Below are 18,191 nucleotides of genomic sequence, written 5' to 3' on the forward strand. Positions count from 1 at the left end.
CGCGCAGCGCGGCGCCCGAGCTGCCCAGCGGTGCCGACATCGGCGCGACGCGTACGGCGCCCGCCGGCCTCTCGCTGCTCGAGCTCGGTGCCCCGGTCCCCGTGGCGGACCTGGCTCCGGCGATCGAGGCGATCGAGGCGCGATCCGACGTGGAGTGGGTGGTCCCGAACACGCTGCGCTCGGTGGCGGCCGCGCCGCCCGTGGTGGTCGACGACCCGTACGCCACCGTGCAGGGCAACCTGTGGGACACCCGCGACACGATCGACGGGCTGCCGACGGCCGGCGGCTTCACGACGAAGGCGCCGTCCCTGTGGCGTGCGACGAAGGGCAGCGGCTCCGTCGTCGTCGCGGTGGTCGACACCGGCCTGGTGAGCCATCCGGACCTCGCCGGGCAGACCGTGCCCGGCCGCGACTTCGTCGAGGACGAGTGCACGGGCTTCCGCTCGGGCTGTGCCGGCACCTTCGTCAACGCCGGGGACGGTGACGGCTGGGACGCGAACCCGGCCGATCCGGGGGACTGGCTCGACGAGGACCTGCTCGTCGCATGCCATCCCGAGCTCGAAGGACTCCCCGGTCTCGAGGACTACACCTCGCCGAGCAGCTGGCACGGCACGCACGTCGCCGGGACGGTGGCCGCCAAGGCGGGCAACGGCATCGGCGTCGCGGGCGTGGCTCCCGGGGTGAAGGTCCAGCCCGTGCGCGTGCTCGGCCACTGCGGCGGCTGGGACTCCGACATCGCGGCCGGCATCCTGTGGGCAGCGGGGTACGACCTTGGTGAACCGGACGTTCCGGTCAACCGGACTCCTGCGCAGGTCATCAACCTCTCCCTGGGAGGCGAGTCCGATTACCCCGACGAGGTGGCGGACGCGTGCGAGTTCTACAGCGAGATGGGCTCCCTCGCGCGGGCCCAGGGTGCCACCGTGGTCGCGGCGGCGGGCAACGCGTCCGCGGAGTCGATCGCGCCGGTCGCGAGCAGTGTCCCGGCCTCGTGCGACGGGTACGTCAGCGTCACCGCGACGAGTGACAGCGGGCACCGCGCGTGGTACTCCGCCGCGGGCCCCGGTGCCGACGTCGCCGCCCCCGGCGGCGACCAGCTCGTCCCGACGCTGCGCCAGGACCGAGGGATCCTCTCGACGATCGACAGCGGTGAGACGGTTCCGGAAGGCCCCGCGTTCGGCTGGGCCCAGGGCACCAGCATGGCCGCCCCGGCCGTGTCCGCCGGTGCGGCGCTGCTGTACTCGCTGGGCATCACGAACCCGTCCGCCGTGGAGGCGGGCCTGAAGGCGGCCGTCCAGCCGTTCGCGTCCGCGAAGGGACCGGCGACCGTCGACCTGGGTGGGGACACCTTCACGACGGACGTGCTCGGGTGCACCACGACCGGCCGCACGGCCTGCGGTACGGGCATCCTCGACCTCTCGAAGGTCACGGCCCCGATGGGAGCGCCGGCGATCTCCGGCCCCCGGGCGCCCGGGGGAGTGTTGCGCGCGACCTCGAGGGGACTGACGAACAGGGGCGAGACGTCGGCCATCTCGTGGTGGCGTGGGACGACGCGCGTCGCCTCCGGCCCGTCCTACCGGGTGACCGGTGCCGACCTGGGCCGTACTCTCACGGCTCGCGAGACGGTCGTGTCCGGGAGCTTCTCGGGCGTGAGCCTCACTGCCTCGGTCGCCGTGCCGAAGGCGAAGGCCCCGGCAAGGGTGACGCTGGCGATGCCGTCGAGGATCAAGCGGACGAAGCGCGCGCGGTTGGCCGTCCGGGTGGCGGTGCCGCTGGTCGCGCCCACCGGAACGGTCCGGGTGTACGACGGCTCCAGGCGCCTCGCCGTCCGCACGATCCGTGCATCGCAGCGGGGGCGCGTCGTCTTCACGCTGCCCAAGCTCAGGAAGAAGGGCAAGCACCGCATCCAGGTCGTCTATTCCGGGAACGGCCTCATCACGCCGGCCCGGGCGAGCAAGGTCGTGCGCGTCCGCTGACGGTCAGGCGAATCGCTCGCCTCGGGCGATGCGCACCGGGCCGTTGGCCTCCGTGGCCACGACCGGCTCTCCGCGCTGCGTCACCACCACGGTGCCCGCCTGGGCGAGCGACGCGGCGATCCGCCGTACTTCAGGCATGAGGTCGCGCCACTGCTCGCCGCCGACGACGCGAGCTACGTCGCTGGGGCAGATGGTCGAGCCGTCACGCTTGCGCAGCAGGGAGCGGATCGTGGCCGTGGCGCGCGCCTCGAGCCCTTCGGGCTCCGGGTCCTCCCACCACGGCTGGCCTCGCTCGCCGAGCGCGACCTTGGCGTCGGCCACCCGGGCGCGCGCGTCAGGATCGGCCGACCTCACGGCACGCCGCGCGCTCATCAGCTCGTCGACGAGCTCCTGACGCAGGCCGTCCGGGATCCGCGGATCGGTGGCACGCCAGCGCCGCCCGTCGATCACGACGTGGCGGCCGTCGTCGGTCAGCCGGGGCTCGGACTTCTCGGGCATCGACATCGCTCCTCGGGCGGGATCACGACGCTACCCGAGCACCGCCGCACCCGCCCTGCGGTGCCGGTGGGCTAGCGAACGCCCATCGCGTCGGACAGCGGGAGCGACCAGGGCAGCCTGGCGTGGCGATCGTGCTCGGCGCGCAACGGCGCGAGGAGGGCCTCGGGCATCTCGACCGTGCGCCGCGTCGTCAGGTCGACGTGGAGCTCGAGGAACTCCAGCGTGTTGGCGATCGTGCCACGGGACCGATTCACGATGATCGTCAACCCGTGCAGCGCCTTGGCTCCCACACCGAGCAGGCGCAGGTGGACCGAGAGGTCGTCGCCCACGAGCGACTCGTCGTAGAAGCGGATGTGGTGCTCCACGCTGAAGACGCTGTGGCCGGTGCGCTCGCGGTAGTCGTCGTCGAAGCCCAGGTCGTGGAAGTGGCTGTCCGCGGCCTCCATGTGGAGTCGGTAGTAGTGTCCGACGTTCACATGGCCGTTGTCGTCCTCGAACTCGGGCGGCGCGACCACGGTCAGCGCTGAGCCCAAGGCGTCGAGGTCGGCGACGCCGGGGCGGGTGGAAGCATGCATGCGAGCCATCCAAGCAGACCTGAATCCAATTTCATATAACCACGCGATGATGCCTGTCCTGTCTTGAACTTGAGTCCACTTTCATGTAAGGATGATGTGAAGCAAGTCACGGATCGACGAACGTCGGAACACTCGAACGAAGGGCGCCCCATGGACATCACGGGCAAGGTCGCTGTGGTCACCGGCGCCGGCGGCGGCATCGGCGCGGCGCTGGCCGAGGCGCTCGTCGAGGCGGGCGCGCAGGTCGTGGTGGCCGACCTCCACGCCGACGGCGTCGACTCCGTCGCCGCGCGACTGAACTCCTCGACCCCCGGCTCGGCCGTGGCGGTCGCGGGCGACGTCTCGCGCACGGACCAGATCGAGCAGATCATCGCCGCCGCGCAGAGCGCCTTCGGGCCGGTCGACATCTACTTCGCGAACGCCGGTGTCGGCGGCGGTGTCGGCCTCGAGGCCTCCGAGGAGGACTGGGACCTCGCCCACCAGGTGAACGTCATGGCGCACGTGAGGGCGGCGAAGCTGCTCGTGCCCGGCTGGATCGAGCGCGGCGCCGGCTACTTCGTGTCCACCGCGTCGGCGGCCGGTCTGCTGACCCAGATCGGGTCGGCGACCTACTCGGTCTCCAAGCACGGGGCCGTGGCCTTCTCCGAATGGCTCTCCGTGACCTACGGGGACCGAGGCGTCGCCGTGAGCTGCCTGTGCCCCATGGGCGTCAACACGGCCATGCTCACCGGTGGCACGCCGATCACCAACGAGACGCAGCGTCGAGCGGCCCAGGCCGTGACCGACGCCGGCGGCGTGCTCGAGCCCCGCGAGGTCGCGGACATCGTGCTCGCCGCGATGAAGTCCGAGGAGTTCCTCATCCTGCCGCACCCGGAGGTCGCGACCTTCGCCTCACGCAAGGCCGGCGACCGTGATCGCTGGCTGGCCGGCATGCGCCGGTACCAAGCCTCGCTCGCCTGAGCGCCAGACAGACACCCACACCCAGCTAAGGAGCTGACATGCATTTCGAACTCTCCGACACCGCCAAGGAGTACCAGGAGAAGGTGCTCGCCTTCATGGACGAGCACGTCTACCCGGCCGAGGAGGTCTACCACCGCCAGATGGCCGAGTCGGGCAACCCGAACTTCCACCCGCCGGTGCTCGAGGAGCTCAAGGCCGAGGCCAAGAAGCGCGGCCTGTGGAACCTGTTCCACCCGCACAAGGACGAGGCCTGGGGTTCGCCCGGCCTCAGCAACCTCGACTACGCCCCGCTGGCCGAGATCATGGGGCGCAGCCCCCACCTGGCGCCCGAGGCGATGAACTGCAACGCGCCCGACACCGGCAACATGGAGGTGCTGCAGCTCTTCGGTACCGAGGAGCACCAGGAGAAGTACCTCAAGCCGCTGCTGGCCGGCGAGATCGCCTCGGCGTTCTGCATGACCGAGCCCGCCGTCGCCAGCTCCGACGCCACGAACGTCGAGCTCAGCATGACCGCCGACGGTGACGAGTACGTCCTGAACGGTCGCAAGTGGTTCGCCTCGAACGCGCTGCACGCGAACTGCAAGGTCCTCATCGTCATGGGCAAGACGAACTTCGAGGCCGAGACGCACCGCCAGCAGTCGATGATGGTCGTGCCGATCGATGCCCCCGGCATCACGATCGTCCGCGGCCTGCCGGTGTTCGGCTACCTGGACCGCGAGGGCCACGCCGAGATCCTCTTCGAGGACGTCCGCGTTCCCAAGACGGCGCTGCTGGCCGGCGAGGGCGACGGCTTCATGATCAGCCAGGCCCGCCTGGGCCCCGGCCGCATCCACCACGCCATGCGCTCGATCGGCATGGCCGAGCGTGCCCTCGACCTGATGATCGCCCGCGCCCAGAGCCGCACGACCTTCGGTCAGCCGGTCTCCACGCGCTCCAACATCCAGGACTGGATCGCCGAGGCGCGCATCGAGATCGAGGCCACCCGCCTGCTCGTGTTCAAGACCGCGTGGCTGATGGACACGGTCGGCAACCAGAAGGCGCGCATCGAGATCGCCGCGATCAAGATCAAGGCACCCGAGATGGCGCTCAAGATCATCGATCGCGCCATCCAGGTGCACGGTGGCGGCGGCGTCACGGACGACTTCCCGCTCGCCAGCTTCTACGCGCACCAGCGCACCCTGCGGATCGCGGACGGCCCCGACGAGGTGCACAAGCGCACCCTCGCGCGCGTCGAGCTGCGCCGCATGGAGTCCGAGACGGCCGCGCGCGCCTGAGTCCTGGTCGTGCGGGCGGCGTGCGCCCTTCCTCCCTCGCGCCCGCCCGCACGGCCGGTTCGCCCCACCGGCGGCAACGCCGTCCAGCACACACAGGAGACATGCTCATGTCGGTCGTACTCACCGAGAAGGTCCTCGATGGCCGGGCCCTGCTCATCACCCTGAACCGTCCCGAGGCACGCAATGCGGTCAACGGACAGGTCGCCCGTGAGATGGCGGCGGTCCTCGACGACCTCGATGCGGACCCGACGCTCGTCGTCGGCATCATCCGCGGCGAGGGCAAGGGCTTCAGTGCCGGCATGGACCTCAAGGCGTTCCTCGAGGGGGACGTCCCGGCAGTGGACGACCGCGGGTTCGGCGGCTTCGCCCAGCGCGGTCCGCGTACGCCGCTCATCGCGGCGATCGAGGGCTTCGCCGTCGCCGGCGGACTCGAGATGGCGCTCGCGTGCGACCTGATCGTGGCGGCCTCCGACGCCAAGCTGGGCCTGCCCGAGGTCAAGCGCTCGCTCATCGCCGCCGGTGGCGGACTGCTGCGACTCGCTCAGCGGATCCCGTACCACGTGGCGGCCGAGATCGGCCTGACCGGCGACCCGCTGTCCGTGGAGCGCCTGTACCAGGTCGGCCTGGTCAACCGCGTCGCCGAGCCCGGCCACGCGCTGGACGAGGCGCTGGCCCTGGCGGCGCAGCTGGTCGACAACGCACCGCTCGCCCTCGAAGGCACGAAGTACGTGCTGGAGAACGCCGGCGACTGGGGCATGGAGCAGGGCTGGGAGAAGCAGGAGCCCGTCATGCTGCGGGTCAGCAGCTCCGAGGACGCGCGCGAAGGGGCGACCGCCTTCGCCGAGCGCCGGCCTCCGGTATGGCGCGGTCGATGATGAGGTCGCTCACGCTCAAGGGCCTGAACCTGAGCCCGGATTCCCCTAGCATGGCGGGATGAGCATGACCTCGGACGTTTCCCCACGCCCGCGTCGATCGGCGGGCTTCGCCGAAGCCGCGAGCCCGCGAGAGCTGCCCACGACACCGCGGGGACTGCGGACGCGCGCCCGGCTGGTCGAGGCGGCACGCGTCGTCTTCGAGCGTGACGGCTTCCTCGACGCGCGGCTCGTGGACATCACGGGCGAGGCCGGCATCTCGGCGGGCTCGTTCTACACCTACTTCGACAGCAAGGAAGAGGTCTTCCTCGCGGTGCTGACCGAGGTCGAGCACGAGATGCTGCACCCCGACGTGCGCAACGTGCCCCAGGGTGACGACCCGATCGAGTCGATCCGTGCCTCGAACCGGGGCTACCTCGAGTCGTACGAGCGGTTCGCCCGCTTCATGGGCCTGCTCGAGCAGGTCGCCAGCATCGACGACGACTTCCGCGAGCGCCGGCGCAAGCGTGGCGAGGCCTTCGTGCAGCGCAACGCGCGCAGCATCCGTCAACTGCAGGAGAAGGGCATCGCGGGATCGGACGTCGACGCGTTCCTGGCGGCCAGCTTCCTGTCCGGCATGGTGGCGCGAGCAGCGTACGCACGCTTCGTGCTGGGCGAGACCTGGGACATCGACGCCATGGTCGAGACGCTGACCCAGCTGTGGGTCGACGCCCTGAAGATCTCGGTGCCGTCGAGCTGAACGCTCACCCTCGAGGCTCCCGGCGCATCGCGTCGGGGGCCTTCGTCATCGTGCGGGGACCCGGGCTTCGGCAGCGACCGCGGAGCGGTGGCGGGGGACCCCGACGAGGGTGATGACGACACTCAGCGCCATGGTCGCGGCGCCGATCGCGAACGCGATGACGAACACCGAGTCGTCGGGATGCCCGTCGCTCATCAGGTGGTTCGCGATGAGGGCCACCACGAGGGCGCTGCCCAGGGCGCTGCCCGCGGTGCGCGAGAGTGAGGCCATCGCGTTCGCCAGGGCCGTCTCCTCGGGCCGCACCACCGACACGACCACGGCCGGCACGGCCGCGAAGCCGATGCTGAACGCCGCGTTGGTGACGACTCCGCCGAGGATCACCTGCCAGGCCCGGTCGTGCAGGAGGAGCAGCTGCAGGTAGCCGGCCAGCCCCAGCAGGGATCCGGCGACGAGGGTGGCCCGGCCGCCGAACCGCCCGACCCACACTCCGCCGAGCGGCGAGGCGATGATCCCGATGCTCGCCGCCGGCAGCATGTACACCAGGCTCGTCTCGAGCACGGAGGCGGAGAATCCGTGGGCGTGCGTGTCAGGGACCTGGACCAGTGCGGTCAGGGACAGGAAGACCAGGAACATCCCGAACCCGATGAAGAGCCCGACCGCGTTGACCGAGGCCAGGGTGCGGTTCCGCAGCATGGCCGCCGGCACGAGCGGCTCGGGCACGCGGCCCTCGACGACGAGCCACAGCGAGAGCACCACGACAGCCGAGGCCAGGCAGCCGAGCGTGAGCGGGCTGCCCCAGCCCCACGAGTTGCCCTGGGTCATGGGCAGGAGCACCAGGACCAGGCCGATGCCGAGCAGGAGCCCGCCCCACCAGTCCACGCGTCCCGCACGCTGCGGGGTGTCCCTCGGGATGACGAACCAGCCCAGGGCGAACAGGACGAGCGCGATGGCCATGGTGAACCAGAAGATGTTGCGGTAGTCGCGGTCGCCGTGGGTGAGCAGTCCGGTCAGCACGAGGCCCGCGCCGGCTCCCACGCTGATCGCTCCGGTGAGGAAGGACATCCCCAACGGCAGGCGGCGTGCGGGCAGGTGCGCGCGCAGGATGCCGACCGACAGCGGGAACAGGCAGAACGACGCGCCCTGGACCGCCCGTGCCGCGAGCAGGATCCAGTAGTCGGACGTGACGGCGGCGACGAAGGACCCGATCGCGACGGCGGCCACGACGCCGAGCACGAGGGCACGGCGGCCGTGCAGGTCGCCGGACTTGCTCAGGACGGGGGTCAGCACGGCTGCCGCCAGCAGGTTGATCGTGACGACCCAGCCGACGGCGGCGGTCGAGACGTCCAGGTCGTCGCTCATCTTGGCCAGGACCGGGACGGCCATCGTCTGGAGCAGGGCGGTGACCGTGGACATCAGGGCCATGACGATGACCAGGGACGTGCCCGGCCCTCGTCGCGCGGCAGCATCACGGCGCGGGGATTTCCGGCCCATGGACGTCCTACCCACTTCCTGCGGAATCGGCCGCACTGTTGACAATCCGCCGACACAGCCGCCAGAGTTGAAACTGAAGTAAGATTCATATTACGGGCTCGTCGCCCCCAGCGCGACCATTCGGCCCACTCGATCTCGAACCCCAGGAGCGTCCCATGAGAGAGGCAGTGGTCGTCTCGACCGCCCGCACGCCGATCGGCAAGGCCTATCGCGGAGCCTTCAACGACACGCAGGCCCAGGAGCTGGCGGGTCACGCCGTGCGCGAGGCCGTGCGACGAGCCGGCATCGAGGGTGGCGAGGTCGAGGACGTCGTGTTCGGCGCGGCGATCCAGCAGGGCACCAGCGGCTTCAACGTCGGTCGCCAGGCTGCTCTGCGCGCCGGCCTGCCGACGTCCGTCTCGGGCATGTCCGTGGACCGCCAGTGCGCCTCGGGCCTGATGGCCATCGCGACGGCAGCGAAGCAGATCGTCCACGACGGCATGGACATCACGGTCGGCGGCGGCGTCGAGTCGATCTCGCTCGCGCAGAACGAGCACATGAACGGCCACCGGGCGAACGACCCGTGGCTCGAGGAGCACCGCCCCGACCTCTACATGCCGATGCTGCAGACCGCCGAGATCGTCGCGGAGCGCTACGGCGTCAGCCGTGACGCCCAGGACGAGTTCGCGCTGCTCTCCCAGCAGCGGACCGCCGCGGCGCAGGAGGCCGGCCGCTTCGACGACGAGATCGTGCCGTTCGAGTCGACCAAGCTCGTGCAGGACCGCGAGACCGGCGAGATCACGCGCGAGCGCGTCACGCTGACGAAGGACGAGGGCAACCGTCCCTCCACGAGCCGCGATTCGCTGTCCGGCCTCAAGCCGGTCCTGCCCGACGGCCAGGTCACGGCCCACACGAGCGTGACCGCCGGCAACGCCTCGCAGCTCTCGGACGGCGCCTCCGCGTCCGTGCTGATGGAGGCCAAGGTCGCCGAGCAGCGCGGTGCGAACGTGCTGGGCGTCTACCGCGGCATGGCCGTCGCGGGCTGCGACCCGGACGAGATGGGCATCGGACCAGTGTTCGCGATCCCGAAGCTGCTGAAGCAGCACGGGCTCACCGTCGACGACATCGGCCTGTGGGAGCTCAACGAGGCCTTCGCCTCGCAGGCGCTCTACTGCCGTGACCGGCTCAAGATCGATCCCGAGCGCTACAACGTCAACGGCGGCGCGATCTCGGTCGGCCACCCGTACGGCATGACCGGCGCTCGCCTCGTCGGCCACACGCTGATCGAGGGCAAGCGCCGCGGCGTCCAGTACGTCGTCGTGACCATGTGCATCGGCGGCGGCATGGGTGCCGCCGGACTGTTCGAAGTCGCCTGAGGAGGCCGACATGTTCATCAACAACACGAGCGTCGAGGACGACGTCCACGGCCAGGTCGAGGACGGGATCGGAACGATCACGCTGAACCGTCCCGACCGCCGCAACGCGCTGTCCGACGCGATGATCTCCGGGCTGGAGTCGCTGCTCGACACGATGCTGGACTCCGACGAGGTCGGGGTCATCGTGCTCACCGGCGCGGGGAAGGCGTTCTGCTCCGGCGGCGACGTCCAGGACTTCGACGCCAAGGGCGGCGAGGGCGGCGGTGCCACCGAGATCGACCAGGAGGCCGTCGAGGCGCAGCGCCAGGCGCAGCTGCGGACGGTCGCCAAGATCCACCGCAGCCGCAAGCCGGTCATCGCCGCCATTCCCGGCGCGGCGGCCGGCGCCGGACTGGGGTTGGCGCTCGCCGCCGACTTCCGGATCGGCAGCGAGCGCGCCGTGTTCGCGACGGCCTTCGTCGCGGTCGGCCTCTCGGGCGACTTCGGTGTCGCGTGGCTGCTGAACGACATCGTCGGTCCGGTGAAGGCGCGCGAGCTCATGCTGCTGAACCCGCGGGTGCGCGCCGAGGAGGCCCGCGAGCTGGGCCTGCTCAACGAGGTCGTCGCCGAGGACCAGCTCGAGGCTCGTGTCCGCGAGCTGGCCGGGCAGCTGGCCGCCGGGCCGGCCCTGGCATACGAGTACATGCTCGACAACCTCGACCGTGCACCTCGGGTCAGCCTCGAGGAGAGCATGGACGCCGAGGTCCCGCTGCACAAGAAGACCGGCCTGACCGAGGACCACATCGGTGCCGTGCGGGCCTTCGTCGAGAAGCGCCAGCCCGTCTTCGGACGCCACCGCACCCACGCAGGAGGAACCGCATGATCAACGTCACCGCAGCCGTCAGCGTCCGCGAGGACAAGACCACGGAGTTCGAGGACGCCGTCGCCGCGGCGCGCCCGGGCATGCTCGCCGATCCCGGCTGCCTGCGCTGGGACCTGCAGCGGGTCAGCCGCAGCACGACCGACTACGTCCTGCTCGAGGCGTATGCCGATGGGGAGGCCCTCAAGCGTCACGGCGCCGCCCCGGAGTTCGCGGCGTTCGGCGAGGCGCTCAAGGACCTGGTCGCCGCCCCGCCGGTCATCACGGTGCTCAAGCCCGTCGGCACGCAGTCCGCCTGACCGCCACCACACCCGGAGAATCCCATGGAATTCGCGTACGACAAGACCACGACCGACCTGATCGAGCGCTTGACGGCGTTCATGGACGAGTTCATCTATCCCGCGGAGGCGACGTTCTGGGAGCAGCTCGAGTCCGCTCCCGACGTCTGGTCGCCCCCGCCGGTGATCGAGGGGCTCAAGACCGAGGCCAAGAAGCGGGGGCTGTGGAACCTGTTCCACCCCGGCGCCGAGGGCGCGGGCCTGACGAACCTGCAGTACGCCCCGCTGTGCGAGATCATGGGCCGCAGCCTGCACCTCGCGCCCACGGCGACGAACTGCGCCGCGCCCGACACGGGCAACATGGAAGTGCTGAGCATGTTCGGCACGGACGAGCAGAAGAAGCAGTGGCTCGAGCCGCTGCTCGCCGGTGAGATCCGCTCGGCGTTCGCGATGACCGAGCCGGCCGTCGCCAGCTCGGACGCCACCAACATCGAGACGTCCATCGTCCGCGACGGTGACGAGTACGTGATCAACGGGCGCAAGTGGTTCATCTCGGGAGCGATGAACCCGAACGCCAAGATCATGATCGTCATGGGCAAGACCGACCCGAACGCGTCGCGTCACCGCCAGCAGTCGCAGATCCTCGTGCCCCGGGACACCCCGGGCATCGAGATCAAGCGCGGCATGCGCGTCTTCGGCTACGACGACCGTGACCACGGCGGTCACGCCGAGGTGATCTTCACCGACGTCCGCGTCCCGGCGAGCAACCTGATCGCCGGCGAGGGCGAGGGCTTCGCGATCGCCCAGGCGCGCCTCGGGCCCGGTCGCATCCACCACTGCATGCGGCTGATCGGCATCGCCGAGCGCAGCCTCGAGCTGATGATCGCGCGCGCCAACGAGCGCGTCGCCTTCGGCAAGCCGCTCAGCGAGCAGGGCGTGATCCGCGACTGGATCGCCGAGTCCCGCGTCAAGATCGAGCAGATCCGCCTGCTGACACTGAAGGCCGCGTGGCTGATGGACACCGTCGGCAACAAGGGCGCCCACACCGAGATCCAGGCGATCAAGATCGCCGCGCCCCGCACGGTCGAGTGGATCGTCGACAAGGCGATCCAGGTGCACGGCGGTGGCGGCCTGAGCCAGGACTTCCCGATCGCCGAGTGGTTCGCCCAGGTGCGGACGCTGCGCTTCGCCGACGGGCCGGACGAGGTGCACAAGAACGCGCTGGCACGCAACGAGCTGAAGAAGCTGACCGACCGTGGTTGACGTGCGTGAGGAGGTCGCCGCGCTCTTGGCGCGGTTCGACCTCGCCACCGTCGATCCCGTGGAGTTCCTCGGAGCCCGGTTCGACGCGGGCCTGGCCTGGGTGCACTTCCCGGTCGGCCGCGGTGGACTGGACCGTCCTCGGGACGAGCAGCAGGTCGTCGAGCAGCTGCTCGCCGAGGCGGGCGCCCCCGCTCCGGACGTCGGACTGAACAGCATCGGACTGGGCATGGCGGCGCCGACGCTCATCGCGTTCGGCACGCCCGAGCAGCAGGAGCGCTACCTGCGCCCGCTGTTCACGTGCGAGGAGGTCTGGTGCCAGCTCTTCAGCGAGCCGGGCGCCGGGTCGGACCTGGCCGGCGTCGCGACGAAGGCTGTGCTGGACGGCGACGTCTGGACGGTCAACGGCCAGAAGGTGTGGACGTCGGGTGCGCAGAACGCGCAGCGCGCCATCCTCGTGGCGCGCACCGACCCGACGGTCGTCAAGCACGCGGGCCTGTCGTACTTCGTGGTCGACATGAGCGACCCGGGTGTCGACGTGCGACCGCTGCGCCAGATCACCGGCGAGGCCGAGTTCAACGAGGTCTTCCTGAGCGACGTGCGCGTCCCCGACACCGACCGCATCGGTGAGGTGGGCCAGGGCTGGCGCGTCGCGACGACGACGCTGAACAACGAGCGCGTCGCGATCGGCAACGGTGCCGTCCGCGAGGCGGGCCAGCTCGGCATCATCACGAAGCGGTGGCGCGACGAGCCGTCGTTCCGCTCGCCCGTCGAGCACGACCGCCTCATGTCGTGGTGGGTCGAGACCGAGGTGACCCGCCTGGCCGGTGAGCGACTGCGCCAGCAGCTGGCCGTGGGCCAGCCCGGGCCCGAGAGCTCGGCCATGAAGCTGGCGTTCGCGTCGCAGGCGCAGAGGATCTCCGGCTTCGCGCTCGAGCTCGATCCGGACGAGGGCCTGCAGTACGACGACTGGACGATGGTCCGCCCCACGTCGGCCAACTTCCTCGGCCGCGGTCCGGGATTCCGGTACCTGCGCGCCAAGGGCAACTCGATCGAGGGCGGCACGTCCGAGATCATGCGCAACGTCGTGGCCGAGCGTGTCCTGGGCCTGCCCGCCGACCACCGCCCCGACAAGGGCGTCCCCTTCAACGAGGTGCCCCGATGAGCGACTTGCTTTACACGGACGTCGAGGAGTCGCTGCGCTCCAGTGTGCGAGGTGCACTGCAGCGCGTCGTGGAGCCCGGCGAGGTCGCCGATCTCTACGACTCGCCCAAGGACGAGGCGCCCGCCTGGTCCGTCCTGGCCGACCTCGGGCTGGCCGGACTCCTGATCCCCGAGGAGCACGATGGTGCCGGGGCGAGCGCCCGCGAGGTCGCTATCGTCCTCGAGGAGCTGGGTCGCACCGTCGCCCCGGCGCCGTTCCTGGAGTCGGCCGTCATCGCCACCAGCGTCCTGCTCGAGGCCGGTGACACGGACCTCCTGTCCGCGCTGGCGGCGGGGGAGAGGCGTGCCGTGCTCGTCCTGCCCTGGTCCGCGCGGGCCGGCGCCTGGACCGCGGCCGAGTCCGGTTCCATCGCGCCGGTCGCCGGTGCGATCGGCGCCGACGTGTTCCTCGTGCCGACGACCGTCGACGGCACGGTGCGTCTCGTCGCCCATGACTCGGCCGAGGTCGCCGAGGGTGACGCCGCCGCGGCCGCCGTCGACGCCGGACTGCGTGCCGGCGCCGCGCTGCTGGCCTCCGAGCAGCTGGGCCTGGCGCAGTGGTGCCTGACGACGACCGTCGAGTACGCGAAGACGCGGGTGCAGTTCGCCCGTCCGATCGGCTCGTTCCAGGCGATCAAGCACCGCCTGGCCGACCTGTACCTCGAGGTGGCGCAGGCCCAGGCCGCCGCGCGGTACGCGGCCGACACGCTCGCCCGGGACGACGCGGACGCACCGGTGGCGCAGGCCGTCGCCCAGGCGTACTGCTCCGAGGTCGCGGTGCACGCGGCCGAGGAGGCCCTTCAGCTGCACGGTGGCATCGGGATGACGTGGGAGCACCCCGTCCACCTGTACCTGAAGCGGGCCAAGTCGGACCAGCTGGCGCTCGGCACCCCCGCCGCGCACCGGTCGGACCTGGCGCACCTCGTCGATCTTCCGCAGCACTGACCACACCACAGAGAGTTGGGAAACATGGACACCACGAAACTGTTCAGCCTCGAGGGCCGTTCGGCGCTCATCACGGGCGGATCGCGCGGCATCGGCAAGATGATCGCCGAGGGCTTCCTCAAGCAGGGCGCCCGCGTGTACATCTCGGCGCGCAAGGCCGAGGCCTGTGACGAGACGGCGCAGGAGCTGTCGCAGTTCGGCACGTGCGTCTCGCTGCCCGCGGACGTCTCGACGATGGACGGGATCAACGACCTCGTCGCGCGCTACCGCGAGCACGAGTCCAGCCTGGACATCCTGGTGAACAACGCGGGAGCGGCTTGGGGAGCACCGTTCGACGAGTTCCCCGAGTCCGGCTGGGACAAGGTCATGGACCTCAACGTGAAGTCCCTGTTCTTCCTGACGCAGGCGCTCAAGTCCGACCTCGTGGCCGCCGCGGGCGACCACCTCGCGAAGGTCATCAACATCGCCTCGATCGACGGAATCTCGCTGAACCCGCAGGAGACGTACTCGTACCACGCGAGCAAGGCCGGGGTCATCCAGTTGACGCGCCGCATGGCGATCCGGCTCATCGAGGACGACATCGCCGTGAGCGGCATCGCCCCCGGCGCGTTCGCCTCGAACATGAACAAGGACGCGCGCGACCGTGGTGACGAGATCAAGGACTCGATCCCGGCCGGCCGCATCGGCGACCCCGAGGACATGGCGGCCGCGGCGATCTACCTCGCGGCGCGCTCGGGCGACTACGTCGTGGGTTCGACGATCACCGTCGACGGCGGCGTGACGCACGCCCGCTGAGCCACGCATGGGACCCGGCCCGCATCGACGATGCGGGCCGGGTCCTGCCATGTGCGGTCCCGGCGCGGTGACCGATCGAGCGGTGCCCCTGGACACGACGAGTGAGGAACACGTGATGGACGATCAGAAGAACGTGGTGGTCACCGGCGCGAGCGGGGGCATCGGGCGGGCGATCGCGTCGGTGCTCGGCGAGGCCGGCTGGCACGTCCTGCTCGCGAGCCGGAACGTGGACGGCCTCGAGGAGACGGCCCGCCAGATCCGAAGCGCGCAGGGAACCGCGGACGTCTTCGCGGTGGACGTGTCCGAGGAGGACTCTGTCGACCGGTTCGCGGCGGAGCTGCGGACGCGGGGCACCGAGGTCCACGCCCTGGTCAACAACAGCGGGATCGCCGGTCCGTCGAAGCCGCTGTGGGAGGTGGAGCCGTCGCAGTGGGACGAGACGATGGACGTGAACCTGCGCGGTGTCTACCTCTGCTGTCGCGCGTTCGTGCCGCAGATGGTCGCCCGGGGCGGCGGAGCCGTGGTCAACGTGGGCTCCGTGGCGGGGAAGAACCCCCTGGTCCACCGCAGCCCCTATGCGGCCAGCAAGGCGGGACTCATCGGGCTGACGAAGACGCTCGCCACCGATGCCGGGCCGTCGGGCGTCCGCGCGAACCTGGTGTCGCCCGGCGCGGTGGGCGGGGAACGCCTCGACTGGGTGGCGGCCGCCCGTGCGAAGGCGACCGGGCTCCCCGAGGCGGAGATCCGCGCCGCGGCGGCGCGGGACGCTGCGCTCAAGCGGTTCACCGAGGCGTCCGAGGTCGCGGAGGCCGTCCGCTTCCTGCTGTCCGACGAGTCCTCGGGGATCACGGGGATCGACCTCACCGTCGCTGCCGGCTACGTGATGAACTGACGCCGGCGCGGCGAAGGGCGTCGCTCAGCCGGCGACGTGCGAGCGGACCGACTCGATGGTGTCGGCCTCGGACGGACCCTTGTCGTCGCGGTAGCGCACGACGCGGGCGAAGCGCAGGGCCAGCCCGCCGGGGTAGCGCGTGGAGCGCTGGAGCCCGTCGAACGCGATCTCGACGACCTGCTCGGGGCGGACGTGCACCACGTGTCCGTCGCGGTGCGTCTCGAGCTCGAGGAAGCGCTCGGTCTGCCAGGCCAGCATCTGGTCGGTCATCCCCTTGAACGTCTTGCCGAGCATCACGAACCCGGTCGGCGATGACTCGTCGCGGGCTCCGAGGTGGATGTTGGACAGCCAGCCCCGGCGCCGGCCGGAGCCCCACTCGACGGCGAGGACCACCAGGTCGAGGGTGTGGACCGGCTTGACCTTGACCCAGGCGGCGCCGCGACGGCCCGCCGCGTAGGGCGCGGACAGGTCCTTGAGGACGACGCCCTCGTGACCGGTGGCGACCGTCTCGGCGGCGAACTCCTCAGCGGCCTGAGCGTCGGAGGTGACGAGCCGCCGGACGCGATGCGGCTCGGGCACGAGCTGGTCGAGGGCGGCAAGGCGCTCGTGGCCGGGTGCGTCGAGCAGGTCGCGCCCGTCGAGGTGGAGCAGGTCGAAGAAGTGCGGCGTGATGGCGACACCTGCGGCCTGCGCGGTGCGGCTGGCGGTGTCCTGGAAGGCCAGGGGCCGGCCGTCCTGGGCCAACGCGAGCGCCTCGCCGTCGAGCACGAAGCGGGTGGCCGGCAGCGACCGGGCGACCGCGACCACCTCGGGCAGCCGGGCGGTGATGTCGTCGAGGCTGCGGGTGACCACGAGGACGTCGTCGCCGTCGCGGTGGACCTGGATGCGGATCCCGTCGAGCTTCGCGTCGACGGCCACCTCGGTCCGGCCGTCGGGGGAGAGGCCGGCCATCGCGGTGGCCACGTCGGGCGCGCTCGAGGCCAGCATCGGCATGACCGGCCGGCCGACCTCGAGGCCGATCGCGGCCAGAGCCTGCTCTCCCTCGAACGCGGCGCTCGCCGCGGCGACCGTGCTGCCGGCGAGCATCGCGGCTCGTCGGACGGCGGCCACCGGCACCGCGGCAACCTAGGCGAGCGCCTCCTGGGTGACGGCGTCGAGCGCGCCCTGGCGGAGGTTGCCGGTGATGATCGCGCGCAGCCAGGCCTGTTCGGCGGCGGTGGCCCGTCCGAACAGCTCGGCGACGGCCTGCCTGCGGGCTGCCTGCGACCCGGCCCCGGACAGCCGTGACATCGCCGCGAACGCGTGGTCGACCTCGAGGACGCCCAGCGACGGCTCGTCCGCGGCCGGCACCGGTGCGCTGACGCCTCGCCAACCCAGGCCCGTTCGCCGTTGGCGCAGTGTCCCGCCGAGGTAGGACACGACGACCTCGAGCTCGTCGGGCCCGACGCGACGGAGCAGCTCGGCGAGCAGCCCGACCTTCGCCTTGCGCGAGCGCGTGGCCGCGACCTCGGCGGAGGTGGCGACGAGCTCGGCGAGCAGCATGCACCCATCCTGCCGCTCGTCACCGACAGTCGCCGGCCACGAGCGGGCAGGATGGGGCCATGAGGGCGGATCGGGTCAGGGAGCGCTTTGTCGGCCGGATCGCCGGAGTGGGCAGCACGAGCGGGGTCCGCGTCGTCGTCGGGCGCTGGGACGCATCGCCGTGGGGTGCCTTCGCGGACGTCATGATCGAGGACGCGGCTGGTCACCGCGTGCTGCTCGCTCCGTCCGAGCAGGTGCGCCGGTTCGTCACGGCGACCTACTCGTTCGACGAGCACGTCATCGAGCCGGTGGTGGTGACGGACACGCCCGACGGGTGGCAGGTCCGGGCGCCGTCGCTGTCCCTGCGACTGGTGGTGGGCGGTCGAACGCCACTGGGCGCGTTGCTCGGGCTCGTCCCCGAGCGTGTCGCGACCGCGCCCGCCTGGTGCGGCGCGATCGACCCGATCGCCCGTGTCGTGATGCGGGGCGTGCGGACGCGGGGGACGGCCGGCAACGACCGCCGCGAGTGGTACGGCGCCACGTCCGTCACCGCCGTGGAGGCGCTCGAGGGATCGTGGCGTGGGACCGACCTCGGTGCCCTCGCGCCGGTCGACCCGCCGTGCCGCTTCGGCTTCTCGAGCACGCCCACGAGGCCCTCGGTCACGAGCGTCGTGACCACCATCGAGCGGTCCGTCTAGCCC

At 71.1% G+C, this 18,191-nt stretch carries 19 protein-coding genes; 14 read left to right on the forward strand and 5 right to left on the reverse strand.

The window, feature by feature from the left end:
* A partial coding sequence (locus RT323_RS06570) for a S8 family serine peptidase (RefSeq protein ID WP_313406123.1) occupies nucleotides 1–1,973 on the forward strand: 1,973 nt, incomplete at its 5' end.
* Nucleotides 1,974–1,976: 3 nt separating this feature from the next.
* Here RT323_RS06570 and RT323_RS06575 read toward each other — a convergent pair.
* The gene (locus tag RT323_RS06575; protein WP_313406126.1) at nucleotides 1,977–2,471 is read right to left on the reverse strand and encodes a DUF3253 domain-containing protein; all 495 of its coding nucleotides are present in this window, start codon (nucleotides 2,469–2,471) and stop codon (nucleotides 1,977–1,979) included.
* Nucleotides 2,472–2,542: 71 nt separating this feature from the next.
* The gene (locus RT323_RS06580; protein WP_313406128.1) at nucleotides 2,543–3,046 is read right to left on the reverse strand and encodes a thioesterase family protein; all 504 of its coding nucleotides are present in this window, start codon (nucleotides 3,044–3,046) and stop codon (nucleotides 2,543–2,545) included.
* A gap of 150 nt (nucleotides 3,047–3,196) precedes the next feature.
* Between RT323_RS06580 and RT323_RS06585 the strand changes: the two genes are divergently transcribed.
* The 4 genes from RT323_RS06585 (at nucleotide 3,197) to RT323_RS06600 (ending at nucleotide 6,891) form a co-directional block, all read left to right on the forward strand.
* Nucleotides 3,197–4,006, forward strand: a complete 810-nt coding sequence (locus RT323_RS06585; protein WP_313406130.1) for an SDR family oxidoreductase — start codon at nucleotides 3,197–3,199, stop codon at nucleotides 4,004–4,006.
* A 38-nt stretch (nucleotides 4,007–4,044) separates the two neighbouring features.
* A complete protein-coding gene (locus RT323_RS06590) occupies nucleotides 4,045–5,280 on the forward strand; it encodes an acyl-CoA dehydrogenase family protein (RefSeq protein ID WP_313406133.1) in 1,236 nt (411 codons plus the stop codon).
* A 107-nt stretch (nucleotides 5,281–5,387) separates the two neighbouring features.
* Complete coding sequence (locus RT323_RS06595; RefSeq protein ID WP_313406135.1) at nucleotides 5,388–6,155, forward strand: crotonase/enoyl-CoA hydratase family protein; 768 nt, start codon at nucleotides 5,388–5,390, stop codon at nucleotides 6,153–6,155.
* A gap of 58 nt (nucleotides 6,156–6,213) precedes the next feature.
* On the forward strand, nucleotides 6,214–6,891 hold the full coding sequence (locus tag RT323_RS06600) for a TetR/AcrR family transcriptional regulator (RefSeq protein WP_313406137.1): 678 nt from the start codon (nucleotides 6,214–6,216) through the stop codon (nucleotides 6,889–6,891).
* Between the two features lie 45 nt (nucleotides 6,892–6,936).
* Here the strand turns inward: RT323_RS06600 and RT323_RS06605 are convergent, their stop codons facing one another.
* Nucleotides 6,937–8,313, reverse strand: coding sequence for an MFS transporter (locus RT323_RS06605; RefSeq protein ID WP_313406139.1), 1,377 nt, complete (start codon nucleotides 8,311–8,313; stop codon nucleotides 6,937–6,939).
* A gap of 224 nt (nucleotides 8,314–8,537) precedes the next feature.
* Here RT323_RS06605 and RT323_RS06610 point away from each other — a divergent pair, with 224 nt between their 5' ends.
* From RT323_RS06610 to RT323_RS06645, 8 genes are all read left to right on the forward strand, one after another.
* Nucleotides 8,538–9,737 (forward strand): acetyl-CoA C-acyltransferase, encoded by a 1,200-nt coding sequence (locus RT323_RS06610; protein ID WP_313406142.1) that lies wholly within the window; start codon nucleotides 8,538–8,540, stop codon nucleotides 9,735–9,737.
* Nucleotides 9,738–9,747: 10 nt separating this feature from the next.
* Nucleotides 9,748–10,599: an enoyl-CoA hydratase-related protein gene (locus RT323_RS06615; protein ID WP_313406145.1), complete on the forward strand. Its 852-nt coding sequence runs from the start codon at nucleotides 9,748–9,750 to the stop codon at nucleotides 10,597–10,599.
* Nucleotides 10,596–10,895 carry a putative quinol monooxygenase gene (locus tag RT323_RS06620; protein WP_313406147.1) on the forward strand — a complete coding sequence of 100 codons (300 nt, stop codon included), beginning with the start codon at nucleotides 10,596–10,598 and terminating at the stop codon, nucleotides 10,893–10,895. The genes RT323_RS06615 and RT323_RS06620 overlap by 4 nt, the downstream gene beginning before the upstream one ends.
* A 24-nt stretch (nucleotides 10,896–10,919) precedes the next feature.
* Complete coding sequence (locus RT323_RS06625) at nucleotides 10,920–12,137, forward strand: acyl-CoA dehydrogenase family protein (RefSeq protein ID WP_313406149.1); 1,218 nt, start codon at nucleotides 10,920–10,922, stop codon at nucleotides 12,135–12,137.
* A complete protein-coding gene (locus tag RT323_RS06630; protein ID WP_313406152.1) occupies nucleotides 12,130–13,299 on the forward strand; it encodes an acyl-CoA dehydrogenase family protein in 1,170 nt (389 codons plus the stop codon). Before RT323_RS06625 ends, RT323_RS06630 begins: the two co-directional genes overlap by 8 nt.
* Entirely contained in the window at nucleotides 13,296–14,282 is a 987-nt protein-coding gene (locus tag RT323_RS06635) for an acyl-CoA dehydrogenase (RefSeq protein WP_313406155.1), read from the forward strand. Before RT323_RS06630 ends, RT323_RS06635 begins: the two co-directional genes overlap by 4 nt.
* 24 nt (nucleotides 14,283–14,306) lie before the next feature.
* Nucleotides 14,307–15,077, forward strand: coding sequence for an SDR family oxidoreductase (locus RT323_RS06640; protein ID WP_313406157.1), 771 nt, complete (start codon nucleotides 14,307–14,309; stop codon nucleotides 15,075–15,077).
* Nucleotides 15,078–15,192: 115 nt separating this feature from the next.
* On the forward strand, nucleotides 15,193–15,969 hold the full coding sequence (locus RT323_RS06645; RefSeq protein WP_313406159.1) for an SDR family oxidoreductase: 777 nt from the start codon (nucleotides 15,193–15,195) through the stop codon (nucleotides 15,967–15,969).
* A 24-nt stretch (nucleotides 15,970–15,993) separates the two neighbouring features.
* Here RT323_RS06645 and RT323_RS06650 read toward each other — a convergent pair whose 3' ends face one another.
* Nucleotides 15,994–17,085 carry an ATP-dependent DNA ligase gene (locus RT323_RS06650; RefSeq protein WP_313406162.1) on the reverse strand — a complete coding sequence of 364 codons (1,092 nt, stop codon included), beginning with the start codon at nucleotides 17,083–17,085 and terminating at the stop codon, nucleotides 15,994–15,996.
* A gap of 9 nt (nucleotides 17,086–17,094) precedes the next feature.
* Nucleotides 17,095–17,511, reverse strand: a complete 417-nt coding sequence (locus RT323_RS06655) for a hypothetical protein (protein ID WP_313406165.1) — start codon at nucleotides 17,509–17,511, stop codon at nucleotides 17,095–17,097.
* A gap of 59 nt (nucleotides 17,512–17,570) precedes the next feature.
* On the opposite strand from RT323_RS06655, the gene RT323_RS06660 reads away from it, so the two are divergent.
* Entirely contained in the window at nucleotides 17,571–18,188 is a 618-nt protein-coding gene (locus RT323_RS06660) for a hypothetical protein (RefSeq protein WP_313406166.1), read from the forward strand.
* The last annotated feature ends 3 nt before the right edge of the window (nucleotides 18,189–18,191 follow it).

The sequence above is a fragment of the Aeromicrobium sp. genome (assembly GCF_032084975.1).
Classification (GTDB): domain Bacteria; phylum Actinomycetota; class Actinomycetes; order Propionibacteriales; family Nocardioidaceae; genus Aeromicrobium.

Excerpts from the sequence above, each read along its gene's own strand:
- RT323_RS06575 (WP_313406126.1), bottom strand. The coding sequence starts at position 2,471 with ATGCCCGAGAAGTCCGAGCCCCGGCTGACCGACGACGGCCGCCACGTC.
- RT323_RS06580 (WP_313406128.1), bottom strand. The coding sequence starts at position 3,046 with ATGCATGCTTCCACCCGCCCCGGCGTCGCCGACCTCGACGCCTTGGGC.
- RT323_RS06585 (WP_313406130.1), top strand. The coding sequence starts at position 3,197 with ATGGACATCACGGGCAAGGTCGCTGTGGTCACCGGCGCCGGCGGCGGC.
- RT323_RS06590 (WP_313406133.1), top strand. The coding sequence starts at position 4,045 with ATGCATTTCGAACTCTCCGACACCGCCAAGGAGTACCAGGAGAAGGTG.
- RT323_RS06595 (WP_313406135.1), top strand. The coding sequence starts at position 5,388 with ATGTCGGTCGTACTCACCGAGAAGGTCCTCGATGGCCGGGCCCTGCTC.
- RT323_RS06600 (WP_313406137.1), top strand. The coding sequence starts at position 6,214 with ATGAGCATGACCTCGGACGTTTCCCCACGCCCGCGTCGATCGGCGGGC.
- RT323_RS06605 (WP_313406139.1), bottom strand. The coding sequence starts at position 8,313 with ATGGCCCTGATGTCCACGGTCACCGCCCTGCTCCAGACGATGGCCGTC.
- RT323_RS06610 (WP_313406142.1), top strand. The coding sequence starts at position 8,538 with ATGAGAGAGGCAGTGGTCGTCTCGACCGCCCGCACGCCGATCGGCAAG.
- RT323_RS06615 (WP_313406145.1), top strand. The coding sequence starts at position 9,748 with ATGTTCATCAACAACACGAGCGTCGAGGACGACGTCCACGGCCAGGTC.
- RT323_RS06620 (WP_313406147.1), top strand. The coding sequence starts at position 10,596 with ATGATCAACGTCACCGCAGCCGTCAGCGTCCGCGAGGACAAGACCACG.
- RT323_RS06625 (WP_313406149.1), top strand. The coding sequence starts at position 10,920 with ATGGAATTCGCGTACGACAAGACCACGACCGACCTGATCGAGCGCTTG.
- RT323_RS06635 (WP_313406155.1), top strand. The coding sequence starts at position 13,296 with ATGAGCGACTTGCTTTACACGGACGTCGAGGAGTCGCTGCGCTCCAGT.
- RT323_RS06640 (WP_313406157.1), top strand. The coding sequence starts at position 14,307 with ATGGACACCACGAAACTGTTCAGCCTCGAGGGCCGTTCGGCGCTCATC.
- RT323_RS06645 (WP_313406159.1), top strand. The coding sequence starts at position 15,193 with ATGGACGATCAGAAGAACGTGGTGGTCACCGGCGCGAGCGGGGGCATC.
- RT323_RS06655 (WP_313406165.1), bottom strand. The coding sequence starts at position 17,511 with ATGCTGCTCGCCGAGCTCGTCGCCACCTCCGCCGAGGTCGCGGCCACG.
- RT323_RS06660 (WP_313406166.1), top strand. The coding sequence starts at position 17,571 with ATGAGGGCGGATCGGGTCAGGGAGCGCTTTGTCGGCCGGATCGCCGGA.